The sequence below is a fragment of the Rhizobium johnstonii 3841 genome, assembly GCF_000009265.1.
GTDB lineage: Bacteria > Pseudomonadota > Alphaproteobacteria > Rhizobiales > Rhizobiaceae > Rhizobium > Rhizobium acaciae.
This window is the reverse complement of sequence record NC_008380.1, coordinates 3,715,750-3,728,561: the sequence shown is the minus strand read 5'-3', so window position 1 is coordinate 3,728,561 and position 12,812 is coordinate 3,715,750. Positions and strand designations below refer to the sequence as shown.

Annotated in this window: 12 protein-coding genes and 1 pseudogene; 2 read left to right on the top strand and 11 right to left on the bottom strand. The window is 61.1% G+C overall.

The window, feature by feature from the left end:
• Positions 1–86: 86 nt before the first annotated feature.
• Positions 87–278, top strand: a complete 192-nt coding sequence (gene gstI, locus RL_RS18275) for a glutamine synthetase translation inhibitor GstI (protein WP_027664062.1) — start codon at positions 87–89, stop codon at positions 276–278.
• 6 nt (positions 279–284) lie between these two features.
• On the opposite strand, the gene RL_RS40200 is transcribed toward gstI, so the two are convergent.
• From RL_RS40200 to RL_RS18245, 7 genes are all read right to left on the bottom strand, one after another.
• Entirely contained in the window at positions 285–443 is a 159-nt protein-coding gene (locus RL_RS40200) for a hypothetical protein (RefSeq protein WP_165422418.1), read from the bottom strand.
• A gap of 72 nt (positions 444–515) precedes the next feature.
• Entirely contained in the window at positions 516–1,436 is a 921-nt protein-coding gene (locus RL_RS18270) for a sugar kinase (protein WP_011653019.1), read from the bottom strand.
• A 231-nt stretch (positions 1,437–1,667) separates the two neighbouring features.
• Positions 1,668–2,654, bottom strand: a complete 987-nt coding sequence (locus RL_RS18265) for an ABC transporter ATP-binding protein (RefSeq protein ID WP_011653018.1) — start codon at positions 2,652–2,654, stop codon at positions 1,668–1,670.
• Positions 2,647–3,654 (bottom strand): ABC transporter ATP-binding protein, encoded by a 1,008-nt coding sequence (locus tag RL_RS18260; protein ID WP_011653017.1) that lies wholly within the window; start codon positions 3,652–3,654, stop codon positions 2,647–2,649. Before RL_RS18260 ends, RL_RS18265 begins: the two co-directional genes overlap by 8 nt.
• Before the next feature lie 2 nt (positions 3,655–3,656).
• Positions 3,657–4,574: an ABC transporter permease gene (locus RL_RS18255; protein WP_011653016.1), complete on the bottom strand. Its 918-nt coding sequence runs from the start codon at positions 4,572–4,574 to the stop codon at positions 3,657–3,659.
• Positions 4,571–5,494, bottom strand: a complete 924-nt coding sequence (locus RL_RS18250) for an ABC transporter permease subunit (protein WP_003541883.1) — start codon at positions 5,492–5,494, stop codon at positions 4,571–4,573. The genes RL_RS18255 and RL_RS18250 overlap by 4 nt, the downstream gene beginning before the upstream one ends.
• 48 nt (positions 5,495–5,542) lie before the next feature.
• Positions 5,543–7,123: a peptide ABC transporter substrate-binding protein gene (locus RL_RS18245; protein ID WP_011653015.1), complete on the bottom strand. Its 1,581-nt coding sequence runs from the start codon at positions 7,121–7,123 to the stop codon at positions 5,543–5,545.
• A gap of 286 nt (positions 7,124–7,409) precedes the next feature.
• Between RL_RS18245 and RL_RS18240 the strand changes: the two genes are divergently transcribed.
• The gene (locus tag RL_RS18240) at positions 7,410–9,056 is read left to right on the top strand and encodes an alpha-glucosidase family protein (RefSeq protein WP_011653014.1); all 1,647 of its coding nucleotides are present in this window, start codon (positions 7,410–7,412) and stop codon (positions 9,054–9,056) included.
• A gap of 16 nt (positions 9,057–9,072) precedes the next feature.
• Here RL_RS18240 and RL_RS40605 read toward each other — a convergent pair.
• From RL_RS40605 to RL_RS18225, 4 genes and pseudogenes are all read right to left on the bottom strand, one after another.
• Positions 9,073–9,312 (bottom strand): annotated as a pseudogene (locus RL_RS40605) (type II toxin-antitoxin system RelE/ParE family toxin); the annotation flags it as partial.
• On the bottom strand, positions 9,309–9,509 hold the full coding sequence (locus tag RL_RS18235; RefSeq protein ID WP_041936417.1) for a hypothetical protein: 201 nt from the start codon (positions 9,507–9,509) through the stop codon (positions 9,309–9,311). The gene RL_RS18235 and the pseudogene RL_RS40605, both read right to left, overlap by 4 nt.
• A gap of 58 nt (positions 9,510–9,567) precedes the next feature.
• Complete coding sequence (gene ade, locus RL_RS18230; RefSeq protein WP_028740768.1) at positions 9,568–11,265, bottom strand: adenine deaminase; 1,698 nt, start codon at positions 11,263–11,265, stop codon at positions 9,568–9,570.
• A 119-nt stretch (positions 11,266–11,384) separates the two neighbouring features.
• Positions 11,385–12,488 (bottom strand): branched-chain amino acid ABC transporter substrate-binding protein, encoded by a 1,104-nt coding sequence (locus RL_RS18225; protein ID WP_011653012.1) that lies wholly within the window; start codon positions 12,486–12,488, stop codon positions 11,385–11,387.
• Positions 12,489–12,812: the final 324 nt, after the last annotated feature.

Below are 12,812 nucleotides of genomic sequence, written 5' to 3'. Positions count from 1 at the left end.
TTTATGCAATTTGCATAAACTATGTGCATTGTGCTATGTAGATGGTCCTGAAATGTTGATGCGCCGAACTGAATGGAGGCGATCTGATGCCCACCGGTTTCCATCGTGAATCCGCAACGATCTACCAGTTTCCCGTTAAGGCGATACGAAACGCCAACCGGTTCGAACGCGCCAGGCTGATGGAGCGCGAGGCCGCAGACGTCTGCGATGCTGCGCTCGACAGTTGCTGGTACCATGACGAGGCGGTTCGCGACGCTGATCGGCCGACAAAGTCCTGATTTCCCCTAGATCAGGATGATTTTAGGCCCGATCGGCATGAAATCTGAATCCTGATCTAGATCAAAGAAATAGAGCATGATGTCGTCCGAAAACCGCGCACACTTTTCGGCATCATGCTCTAGCAGCGGGCAAACGATGCCGACAAAACCGGAGCGCCCGGACATTGTGTGCAACCTGCGTCAGCATGTGCGGCCCAAAGGCAGTTTCGCTAAGCGAATCTGAAAGATCGCGCCGCTTTAGCCGCCATCCAATCCAAGCTTTTCCCTTACGACCAATGCGCCATGTTCGCTGACGACGCGGGCAGCGACCTTTGCTGCGAAGCGGGCGGCGGCAGGTGCATCGCCGGCTTCGAGATATCGTGCGAGAAAAGCGCCGTTGAAGCTGTCGCCGGCGCTGGTCGTGTCGACCACCTTCTCCACCTTTTCGGCCGGAACGAAGGTCTGCTCGCCGGCAAAATTCAGCGTGACACCCTCCGCGCCGTTCTTGACGACGATATGGACGGCACCCAGCGCGCGATAGCGGTGGATCGTCGCCTCGATGGAATCGTCGCCGAAATGGGCGGCCTCGTCGTCGAAGCTCGGCATGACGAGCATGGAGGAGCGGGCGCCTTCGCTGATCGTCGTGTGCATTATGTCGTAGCTCGACCAGAGGCGCGGACGGATGTTCGGATCGAAGACGACGAGCTTGCCGGCGGCCTTGGCGCGACGGACTTCAGCAAGCAGCGTTTCGGCATCCTCATGCGGCAGTATGGCAAGCGTGATGCCGGAGAAATAGACGACTTCAGCGCTCTCCACCGCCTCGCGCAGGCGGTCGGGATCGGCAGCCAGGCTGCGGGCGGCGGCGCTGTCGCGCCAGTAGCTGAAGGAGCGTTCGCCGTCCTTCAGGTTGATCATGTAGAGGCCCGGCGTCCTGCCCCTGATGCGGCGAATGAGGCTGGTGCCGATGCCTGCCTTGTCGATAAAGGCCACCATTTCGTCCGACATAGCGTCGTCACCGAGGGCGGTGAAGTAGTCGACCGACCAGTCGGGGCCAAGGCAGGCGCGGACATACCAGGCGGTGTTGAAGGTATCGCCGGCGAAGCCTTTGCGCAGCAGACCATCGCCTGCCTGCGAGAGTTCCACCATGCATTCACCGATCGATAGAAACCGTCTGCTCACCTTGTCCTCCCGGCACTAGAGCGCCGCGCGTCCAACAGGATGCGCTAAGGACGCTCTATCACTTTGAATTGGCGCATAACCCCGAAAATCAAATCCGATTTCGGGGTTATGCGCTGGTCCTCATTCGCTGATACGCGGAGAGCATGAAGGTGGCAAGCGCCGATAATAAGGAAGACGGAACCCTCACTTTCACGGGCGAGGTGAACGCCGCTTGCGCGGCCTTCGTTCCGCTCATGGCCTGTCCATATGATAACAGGCAGCCTTCTGGCCGGGGCGGACCTCCTCGGTCGGCGGCATTTCGGTGCGACAGATGTCGGTCGCCTTCCAGCAGCGCGGTGAGAAGACGCAGCCTTTCGGCGGGTTAAGCGGCGAAGGCGGGTCACCCTGCAGGCGAATGCGGGTGCGCAGGCGCGCAAGCTTCGGATCCGGGATCGGCGCGGCGGAAAAGAGCGCCTGCGTATAGGGATGGGCGGGATGATCGAAGACGGTGGCGCAATCGCCTGCTTCCACCACCCTGCCGAGATAGAGCACCAGCACATCGTCGGAGATCAGGCGCACGACGGAGAGGTCGTGGCTGATGAAGATCAGCGTCAGGCCGAATTCCTTGCGCAGCTTGCGCAGAAGCGTGATCACCTGGCCCTGGATCGAGACGTCGAGGGCCGAAACCGGCTCGTCGCAGATGATGAGCTTCGGCTTGGTGATGACCGCGCGGGCAATGCCGATGCGTTGCGCCTGGCCGCCGGAGAATTCGTGCGGATAGCGGTTGATCATCTCCGGCACCAGGCCGACGGCGGTCATGATCTCGCGGACGCGTTCGGTGCGCTCGGCCCTCGATAGCTTAGGCTCGAAGACGGTGAGCGGCTCGGCGATGATGTCGCCGACCGTCATGCGCGGATCGAGCGAGGCGATCGGATCCTGGAAGATGATCTGCATGTCGCGGCGGGCGGCGCGCATTTCCTCATCCGACAGGTCGAGCAGGTTGCGGCCCTGCCAGAGGATGCGGCCCTTCTGCGATTTCAACAGCCGCAGGATAGAGCGGCCGAGCGTCGACTTGCCGCAGCCGGATTCGCCGACGATGCCGAGCGTGCGGCCTTCGCTGAGGTCGAAGCTGACATTGTTGACGGCGGTGAGGAAGATCGGCGCCTTAAAGAGGCCTTTTGCCGGCAGTTCGAATTGGGTCGTCAGGTTCTCGACCCTCAGAAGCGATCGTTCAGCCATGGTTCAGCAGTTCCTCGCGACGCGGGAAGGGGTGGTAGCATGCGGCGCAGTGATGCAGCGCCAGCACTTCGAGCAATGGCGGGCGGTCGATGCAATCGTCCTGGACCTGGGAACAGCGCGGCGAGAAATTGCAGCCCTTCGGCAGGTGCTGCAGGTTCGGCGGACGCCCAGGGATGACGACGAGGTCGTCGACATCCTGGTCCGGCCGCGGGATCGAGGCATGCAGCGCTGCGGTATAGGGATGGGCCGGATTGTCGAAGAGCTCATCGACCGGCGCCTCCTCGACGATGCGGCCGGCATACATGACGGCGACACGGTCGGCGAGGCCGGCGACGACGCCGAGATCGTGGGTGATCATGATCAGCGCCGTGTTCATCTCCGCCGTCAGATCATTGAAAAGATCGAGGATCTGCGCCTGGATGGTGACGTCGAGTGCCGTCGTCGGTTCGTCGGCGATCAACAGTTTCGGCCGGGTGAGCAGCGCCATGGCGATGACGATGCGCTGGCGCATGCCGCCGGAAAGCTCGTGGGGGTAGAGATGGAAGCGCCGCGTCGGGTCGGGGATGCCGACGCGTTTGAGCATGTCGAGCGCGGCGGCGGATGCGGCGCGTGCCGTCAGCCCGCCGTGCACCTCGAGCTGTTCCGTCAGTTGCCGGGAGATCTTCAGCGAGGGATTGAGGGCGGTCATCGGGTCCTGGAAGACCATGGCCATGTCCTTGCCGCGGATCTGGTCGAGCTCGCGCGGCTTCAGCGAAAGCACGTCCTTGCCTTCGAGCAGCGCCTGTCCCGTCGTTTTGCCGTTCTTGGCGAGCAGGCCCATGATACCGAGGAAGGTCTGGCTCTTGCCGGAACCGGACTCGCCAACGATGGCGATGCGTTCGCCGCGCTTGACCGTCAGGTTCATGTTAGAGACCGCCTTCACCTCTCCATCCGGCGTTTTGAAGGTGATCGAGTAGTCTTTGAGTTCGAGAAGGGTGTCTTTTTGTGTTTCGTGGGACATTCTTAGCGATCCTTCGGGTCGAACGCGTCGCGCAGGCCGTCGCCGATGAAGAGCAGGCTGAGCAACAGGGCCACGAGGAAGCTTGCCGGGAAGACCAGCAGCCACGGCATGCTTTCCATGGCATCGGTTCCCTCGGCGATCAGCGTGCCGAGCGAGGTCAGCGGCTCCTGCACGCCGAAGCCGAGATAGGAGAGGAAGCTTTCGGTGGCGATGATTTCAGGCACCGTCAACGCTGCGAAGATGACCACGGGTCCGACGAGGTTCGGGATGATGTGCTTGATGATGATCTTGAACGGCCGCTGCCCGGATGCGCGGGCCGCTTCGAGGAATTCGCGATGCTTGATCGACAGAGTCTGGCCGCGCACGATGCGGGCCATGGTCAGCCATTCCAGCGCGCCGATGGCAGCAAACAGCAGATAGACGTTGCGGCCGAAGATCACCATCAGCAGGATGACGAAGAGGATATAGGGAAGCGCATACATGATGTCGACGAAGCGCATCATGATCGCATCCAGCCTGCCGCCGATATAGCCCGATACTGCGCCGTAGAGCACGCCGATGAAGACGGAGACGACGGTCGCCGTCAGCGCCACGGCAAGCGAGACGCGGGTGCCGTAAAGGACGCGGGCGAGAAGGTCGCGGCCGTTCGGATCGGTGCCGAAATAGTGGCCGGTCTCGATCGAGGGCGGTATGCGGAAGGCTGCCCAATCCGGATCCTCATAGTTGAAGGGAATGAACCAGGGGCCGAGGAAGGCGGCGAGGATCAGTACCGTCAGGACGACGATCGACAGGACGGCGGCCTTGTTGCGCCCAAGGCGGCGCAAGGCATCCTTGGTGAGCGAGCGGCTTTGGGGAGCAAGGCCTTCCGCCTCCAGAAGCTCCTGGGCGAGCAGCTCGCGTTTTGCGGGGTTTAGGATCATCGGTTTCTCACTTTCGGATCGAGCCACGCATAGGCGATATCGACGAGAAGATTCAGGAACACGATGAGCACCATGTAGAAAATGACCGTGCCGAGAACCATGCCGTAATCGCGGTTCAGCGCTGCGTTGACGAAATAGCGGCCGATGCCGGGCAATCCGAAGATGCTCTCGACAACCAGCGAGCCGGTGAGAAGGTAGCTTGCCGCCGGACCCAGATAGGAGACGACAGGCATCAAAGCGGGCTTCAGCGCGTGGCGCATGACCGTCAGCCGCGGGCCTATGCCCTTGGCCTTGGCGGTGCGGATGAAGTTCTGGTTCATTACCTCGATCATCGAGCCGCGTGTGATGCGCGAGATACGGCCGGCATGCGGCAGCGCCAGCACGACGATCGGCAGGATGAGGTATTTGATCGAGCCATCGCCCCAGCCGCCGACCGGAAACCACGCGAGATGGATGCCGAAGACGAGCTGCAGGATGGGCGCGATCAGGAAGTTCGGCAGTACGACGCCGATCAGAATGAGCGCGCCCAGAATATAATCCGGCGCCTTGTTCTGATAAAGCGCCCCAAGACAGCCGACGGCGACGCCGACGATGATGGCAATCAGGAAGGCAGCCGTACCGATGGTGAAAGTGTAGGGCAGACCGATCATGATCTGCTGGGCGACGGTGAAATCCTCGCTGGCGAAGGAAGGGCCGAGATCGCCCCGGAGCAGGTCACCGACATAGATCAGGTACTGCTGGATGAGCGGCTTGTCGAGATTGTAGTGGATCGCAAGGTTCTTCAGGATCACCGGCGGCAATGGCCTTTCGCCATCGAAAGGGCCGCCGGGGGCAAGGCGCAAAACAAAAAAGCAGGCTGTGACGGCGATCCACAGAACGGGGATCGTCGATAGCAGGCGACGGAGTGCGTATTTGATCATGATCGTGGGCCGGTCCTTTCCGCAATGCGCGGAAAGGACCGTTTTCCCTTACTCTTTCATCGACAGCCAGCGGGTGCGGTGGATGTCTTGGATGTTGTCGACGAAGCCTTCGATCTTCGGCGAAACGACATTCTTCGAGACGTAGTAGTAGATCGGCAGAGCGGCGGATTCATCGAGCGCCAGCTGCTCGGCCTTCTTGAAGATCGCGGCACGCTTGGTGAGATCCGTCTCGGCGTTGCCTTCCTTGATCATCTTGTCGTACTCGGGATTGGACCAGCGGCCGTAGTTCATCTGCACGCCTGTCACCAAGAGGTTCAGGAAATTATCAGGGTCGTTGTAGTCGGCGAGCCAGCCGGCGCGGCCGATTTCAACCTGGCCACGCTGCATCTGGTCGTAATGCACCTTGGTTTCGGCATTGACGAGCTCGACATCGACGCCGAGCGGCTTCCACATGGAAGCGATGGCGACGGCGATGCGTTTGTGATTGTCGTTGGTGTTGTAGCTGAGGACAGCGTGCAGCGGCTTGTCCGGGCCGAAACCGGCTTCGGTCAGAAGCTTCTTGGCTTCGGCGACCTTCTCGCTATAGGGCAGGTCCTTCCAGCTGACATAGGCCGGCTCGCCGTAATTCGCCGTGCCCGGCGGAACCCAGGAATAGGCCGGCAGTTCGCCGGTGCCGAGGATCTGCGGGCCGATCACTTCACGGTTGATCGCCATGGAGAGCGCCTGGCGGACGCGCTTGTCGCTGAAGGGTGGCTTCTGTGAATTTACGACGTAATAGTAGAGGCCGGAGAAGGGGGCGACATGCGCCTGGCCCGGCAGGTTCTTCTTCATCCACTCGTACTGGTCGGTCGGGAAGTCGGTGAGGATGTCGAACTCGCCGGCGCGGTAGCGCTTCAGCGCGGCTTCCTGATCCTCGAGCACGAAGAACTTTGCGCCATCGATCTTCAGGTCCTTGGTGTCGTACCACTGGTCGTTCTTGACGGTGGTGACATGCGAGCCCGGAACCCATTCCACCGGCTTGTAGGGGCCGTTAGTGACGATGTTGCCGATCTTGACCCAATCCTGTCCCTTCGCCTCGACGACATGCTTCGGCAGCGGATAGGCGGTGTAATGCATCAAGGCATTGAGGAAATAAGGGGTGGAGTTTTCGAGGGTGATTTCGAGCGTCTTGTCGTCGATCGCCTTGACGCCGAGCTGGTTGAGATCGGTGATCTCGCCCTTGTTGATCTTTTCGGCGTTCTTGATGGTGAACTGCAGATAGGCATAATCGGCGGCATTCTTCGGGTCGACGAGGCGCTGGAAGGCGAAGACGAAGTCTCCTGCCGTTACCGGCTGGCCATCGGACCACTTGATGCCGTCGCGAAGCTTGAAGGTGTAGACCTTGCCATCAGGCGAAATCGTCCAGCTTTCAGCCTGGCCGGGGATCGGATTATCCTTGGCGTCCTCGGTGACAAGGCCCTCGAAAATGTCGCCGGCGATACGGTTCTCCCAGTCGCCGGAAAGCTTCTGCGGATCGAGCGACTGCGGGTCGCCACCATTGTGAATGTTGAGCGTGGCCGCATGGGCCGAAAACGCCAGCAATGTGCCAAGCATTGCAGATGCGAGAAATTTTTTCGCGAAATGGTTCATGGTGGGTCCACCTTTCTAGGCTTTTCGCCTTTATTAGACATTTGTTCCCGGTGTTTGACCTCTTACGTGCAGGTCAGCGCGCACATTATCGCAAAGGCTTTGCGTTGCAACCCCAAATCCGGAGGGTGGAGCCGGGTTGTGGACAAGCCTATATACGTCTCCTCCTTGTCGGATCGCGACGATGCGTCGCGGCGTTTCGCAACGCCTTCATAACCGCTTCACATGGTTGTCTTTTGTTTCGTCCGCTTTAGTGTGACGAGCGCAAACGAGGCAGGAGATGTAGCCGATGGCATTGCAGGCAGGCGGGAGTGCGGATTGGTGGCGTGGCGCGGTGATCTATCAGGTCTATCCGCGCTCGTTTCAGGACACCAACAGCGATGGTCTCGGCGATCTCAGGGGAATCACCCGCCGGCTGCCGCATATTGCCAGCCTCGGCGTCGACGCGATCTGGCTCTCGCCTTTCTTCAAGTCGCCGATGGCCGACATGGGCTACGACGTTTCCGATTATTGCGACGTCGATCCGATCTTCGGGACGCTGGCCGATTTCGACGAGATGATGGGCGAAGCGCACAAGCTCGGCATCAAGGTCGTCATCGACCAGGTGATCTCGCACACTTCCGACCGGCATCCCTGGTTCGTCGAGAGCCGATCGAGCCGGACCAATCCCAAGGCGGACTGGTATGTCTGGGCCGATCCGAAGCCTGACGGCACGGCCCCGAACAACTGGTTGTCGATCTTCGGCGGGCCGGGCTGGGAATGGGATGGCGTGCGCCGGCAATATTACCAGCACAATTTCCTGACCTCGCAGCCGGACCTCAACTTCCACAGCAAGGCCGTGCAGGAAGCGGTCCTCGAGACGGTGAAGTTCTGGCTCGACCGCGGCGTCGACGGCTTCCGGCTGGACACGGTCAATTATTATTTCTGCGACAAGCTGCTCAGGAGCAATCCGCCGCACGAGCCTGATGAGGATGATGCAGGCCTCGATGCCCCCGACAGCAACCCCTACGGCATGCAGAACCACCTCTACGACAAGACGCAGCCGGAAAATGTCGATTTCCTCAAGCGCTTCCGGGCGCTGCTCAACCAGTACGAGGATCGCACGACCGTCGGCGAAGTTGGCGATGGCGCGCGTTCGCTGAAGACGGTTGGCGCCTATACGAGCGGCGGCGACAAGCTGCACATGTGCTACACATTCGACCTGCTCGGGCCGGATTTCACCGCCGAGCATATTCGCGGCTGCGTCGAGGCCTTCCAGAAAGCAGTCACGGACGGCTGGGTCTGCTGGGCTTTTTCCAATCACGACGTCATGCGCCACGTCAGCCGTTTCGCGCGGACGGAGGAAGAGCGGCCTGTCATCGCCAAGCTGGCGATCTCGGTGCTTGCGGCGCTGCGTGGCTCGATCTGCCTCTATCAAGGCGAGGAACTCGGCCTGCCGGAAGCCGAGCTCGCCTTCGAGGATCTGCGCGACCCCTACGGCATCCGCTTCTGGCCGGCCTTCAAGGGCCGCGATGGATGCCGCACACCGATGCCCTGGGAAGCCGGCAAGGCGCATGCGGGCTTCACATCCGCGGAAAAGAGCTGGCTGCCGGTGCCTTACGAGCAGGCGGCGCTTTCCGTGGATACGCAGGAGACGAGCGACAGCTCGGTGCTGCATCACTACCGCAAGACGCTCGCATTCCGGAAGAGCCACCCGGCGCTGATCGACGGCGACATGGCGTTCATCGGCACCAACCAGGATCTGCTCGCTTTCACTCGCGAAAAGAACGGCGAAAAACTGCTCTTCGTTTTCAACCTGACGCGCAAACCGGCGGAATTCCGCCTGCCCGATGGCATGGTGCTCGGGGAACCGTTCGATATGCCGGGCTTCCGGCCAGTGGCTGGCGCGGGGTCAGTGAAGCTTGCGGCGCTGGATGGGTTTTGTGCGCGGGTTTGATGGCTATTTCAAAAGCTTCGTAATCCGCGTGCGAGCCGATCCAAAACCAGATGACGTCATTTCCATCCCAGACAGCTAAAGCTCTCCAGGATGTGCCGACGCGCGCCGACCAAAAGCGACCGACGCACTTGAAATGCAAGGAGGGATATCTGGGATCCTGTTTAAGCAGATCGAAGCTTTCGTCAGCCAGCTTCTGTATCTGTTCAGGCAAGCGGTCATACGTCTCCCAGAAGGCAGGAGTTGCGTGGTGTTTCAAAGCCGTCTGGTCTTTCCGGCACGAAAATCGGCAAAGGCTTTCTCGGCGAGATGATCGAGTTTGCCACCAGCAGCATCTGCTTCCATTTGCCTGTCCCAGCGTTCGGCTTGAAGGGTTTCAAACCACGCCGAAAAGGCTTCGAACTCGTACTTATCGAGTTCGGTAACGTTTTTTTTAATCTGTTCCAGCTTCGTCATGATCGGCTCCAACGTTACCGCAAAATAAGCGCTGCCGCGGAATTTGCCAAGGATTCCGTCACCCGATCAGCGCGAACTTGTCGACGTCAACCATGCCGCGATCGGATATCTTCAGGTGCGGGATGACCGGCAGTGGCAGGAAGGCGAGCTGGAGGAAGGGTTCCTCCAGCGTGGCGCCGAGCGCGAAGGCGGCTTTGCGCAGCTGGTGGAGCGTATCGCGGACCGTCTCGTAGGGCTCGAGGCTCATCAAGCCGGCGATGGGCAGGGCGATTTCGCCAGTGACTTTGCCGTCTTCGACGACGACGAAGCCGCCCTTGATCTCGCTAAGTCGATTTGCGGCGCGTGCCATGTCGTCCTCGCTGACACCGACGACGCAGATATTGTGGCTGTCATGGCCGACGGTCGAGGCGATCGCACCCTTCTTCAGGCCAAAACCCTGGACGAAGCCGTTGGCATGGTTGCCGTTCTTGCCGTGGCGCTCGATGACGGCGACCTTGATGATATCGTTGGCAAGATCGACTGCCGCCTCGTTGCCCCTGACGGGCAGGCGATAGCGGCGATGCTCGGTGATGATCTTGCCCGGTATGACGCCGATGACGGGCGTCTCGCCCTCGGCGACCGGGACGCCGAAATGGGCGGCGTTGACGGGCCGGGCCTTGACGCTGTCGAGGCCGATCGGGGCAACCGGCCTGCGCGAGGAAAAGAGCGCATCGGTGACGCGGCGACCGGCCGAGAAGACCATGTCGGCGCGGCAGTTTTCCAGGCTGTCGAGAACCACCAGATCGGCGCGCCAGCCCGGCGCGACCAGGCCACGGTCTTTGAGGCCGAAGGCGCGGGCGGCCGAAATCGAGGCGGCGCGGTAAATCGCCAGGGGCTCGACGCGGCTTGCGATCGCCGTGCGGATCATGTGGTCGAGATGGCCCTGTTCGGCGATATCGAGCGGATTGCGGTCGTCGGTGCAGAGCGCGAGGAAGGGTGAAAGCCGCTCGGTGATGATGGGCATCAGCGCCGCGAGATCCTTGGAGACCGAACCCTCGCGTACGAGGATATGCACGCCCTTGCGGATCTTTTCCAGTGCTTCGCTGGCGGTCGTGCATTCGTGCTCGGTGCGGATGCCGGCTGCGAGATAGCCGTTGAGGTCGTTGCCGGAGAGCAGCGGCGCATGACCGTCGATATGGCCGCCCTGGAAGGCGTCGAGCTTGGCCATGCAGATAGGGTCTTTGTGGATGACGCCGGGGAAATTCATGAATTCGGCAAGGCCAATGACCTTTGGATGGTGGCGGTAGGGCAGGAGGCTTTCGATCGGCAGGTCGGCACCGGAGGTTTCGAGATGCGTCGCCGGAACGCAGGAGGAGAGCTGGACGCGGATGTCCATGATCGTCTCCAGCGCGGACTCGAGAAAGAATTCGATGCCGGCGGCTCCAAGCACATTGGCGATTTCGTGCGGATCGCAGATGGCGGTGGTGACACCATAGGGCAGAACGCAGCGATCGAATTCATGCGGTGTGACGAGCGAGGATTCGATGTGCAGATGTGTGTCGATGAAGCCGGGAACGACGATCCTGCCCGAGATATCGATCTCGGTTTCGCCCTCATAATTGCCTGAGGTGCCGACGATGCGATCGGCGCCGATCGCAATGTCCGACTGGACGAGTTCGCCGGTGACGAGATCGAAGAAGCAGCCGCCCTTCAGCACAATATCGGCCGGCACACGGCCAACGCCCTGGTCGATGAAACGCTCGAGTTTGCTGGTCATGGCATTGCTCACGTTGCAACCGATTCCGAAACTTATAGCCGATCTTTCGCGACAAGCGAGTGCCGCAAAACGAAACCGGGCGCCACAGGGGCGCCCGGTCGGTGACGGTCAGCGATGCTTTACTCGGCGGCGACGATCTTGCCGGCCTCCCACTTGTAGAGCGAGAAACTCTGCGAGGTCAGGTCGCCGGTTTCGCCGTAGGTGACCTTGCCGATGGCGGTCGGGATCTCCTTGCCGTCCTTCAACGCGGTCGCGACGGCTTCCGCATCCTCGGCGCTGCCGGCCTTCTCGATGCCGGCTTTCAGCACTTCGACGGCGGCATAAGCGTTCAGCGTGAAGGCCTCGGCCGGGATGTTCTTGGCGGCGAGCGCATCGGCTGCGGCTTTGGAATCCGGGCTCTTGGTGGCGTCCGAAGCGTTGGTGAAGATCGTGCCTCCTGCGGCGTCCGTGCCGATTGCCCAGAATTCGGTATTGGAGAGTCCGTCGCCGCCGATGATCGTCGCGTTGGCGGCGAGGTCATGCAGCTGGCGGGCGAGCAGGCCGCCTTCCGGGTGGTAGCCGCCGAAATAGACCACGTCGACCTTCTCGGACTTGATGCGGGTGGTGAGCGCGCTGAAATCCTTGTCACCAGGCGTGATCGCGTCATTGACGACTTCTGTGATGCCGCCGGCGTTCAGCGTCGCCTTGAAGGCGTCGGCGAGGCCCTTGCCGTAGGCGCCCTTGTCGTTGACGATGGCGACGCGCTTGTCCTTGAAATTCTTCAGCACATATTTGGCGGCGACTTCGGCCTGCTGGTCGTCGCGGCCGCAGGTGCGCAGCACGTTGGTCAGACCGCGCTTGGTCAGGTCGGGGGCCGTCGCGGTCGGGGTGACCATCAGCACGCCGTTTTCAGCAAGCACGTCCGAAACGGGAATGGCGACGCCCGATGTCACCGGCCCGACGACGAAGCGGATGCCGTCGCCGACGACCTTGTTGGCGGCGGAAACGCCCTGTTTCGGTTCGCCGGCATCATCGGCCAGTTCGAGGACGACCTTCTCGCCCAGAATCCCGCCCTTCTTGTTGATCTCGTCGACGGCTGTCTGCGCACCGTTCTTCACCTGGTCGCCATAGGCGGCGACGGGGCCGGTCAGCGGCGCGATCAGGCCGATGGTGATATCGGCATGGGCAAGCGGCGCAAAGGCGAGCGACGCGACGAGGGTCGCCGTCAATGTCTTGAGGGTCATTGTCTGTCTCCTTGGATGGGGTCATTCGACCCGCGATGAGGTGCCGCGCCGGACTTTCCGGATCGTTCAACGGCCCCCAGGCCGTGCCAAGGACGATCGATGTCGGCGCGATCGATGCGCCCTCCGGCCATATTTGGCTCGAATGGGTGCAACGGCAAGATTTCTAGGAATTTTGGTGAGATTTCGCAAGTTGATAACAAAATGAAACGAAAATCGAGCCGATCCGGCGCGAAATAATCCAAAATCGTCGATCGTGGCGTCGTCTGCAGATCTCTGAAGGGTGCTGTACCCGCATCTGCGCGTGCCGATGAACCTGCCGAATTT

Bases quoted from the DNA above. Each gene is read 5' to 3' on its own strand.
- RL_RS18225 (WP_011653012.1), bottom strand. From the start codon at position 12,488: ATGACCCTCAAGACATTGACGGCGACCCTCGTCGCGTCGCTCGCCTTT.
- ade (WP_028740768.1), bottom strand. From the start codon at position 11,265: ATGACCAGCAAACTCGAGCGTTTCATCGACCAGGGCGTTGGCCGTGTG.
- RL_RS18260 (WP_011653017.1), bottom strand. From the start codon at position 3,654: ATGTCCCACGAAACACAAAAAGACACCCTTCTCGAACTCAAAGACTAC.
- RL_RS40200 (WP_165422418.1), bottom strand. From the start codon at position 443: ATGTCCGGGCGCTCCGGTTTTGTCGGCATCGTTTGCCCGCTGCTAGAG.
- RL_RS18255 (WP_011653016.1), bottom strand. From the start codon at position 4,574: ATGATCCTAAACCCCGCAAAACGCGAGCTGCTCGCCCAGGAGCTTCTG.
- RL_RS18265 (WP_011653018.1), bottom strand. From the start codon at position 2,654: ATGGCTGAACGATCGCTTCTGAGGGTCGAGAACCTGACGACCCAATTC.
- RL_RS18245 (WP_011653015.1), bottom strand. From the start codon at position 7,123: ATGAACCATTTCGCGAAAAAATTTCTCGCATCTGCAATGCTTGGCACA.
- RL_RS18240 (WP_011653014.1), top strand. From the start codon at position 7,410: ATGGCATTGCAGGCAGGCGGGAGTGCGGATTGGTGGCGTGGCGCGGTG.
- RL_RS18235 (WP_041936417.1), bottom strand. From the start codon at position 9,509: ATGACGAAGCTGGAACAGATTAAAAAAAACGTTACCGAACTCGATAAG.
- gstI (WP_027664062.1), top strand. From the start codon at position 87: ATGCCCACCGGTTTCCATCGTGAATCCGCAACGATCTACCAGTTTCCC.
- RL_RS18250 (WP_003541883.1), bottom strand. From the start codon at position 5,494: ATGATCAAATACGCACTCCGTCGCCTGCTATCGACGATCCCCGTTCTG.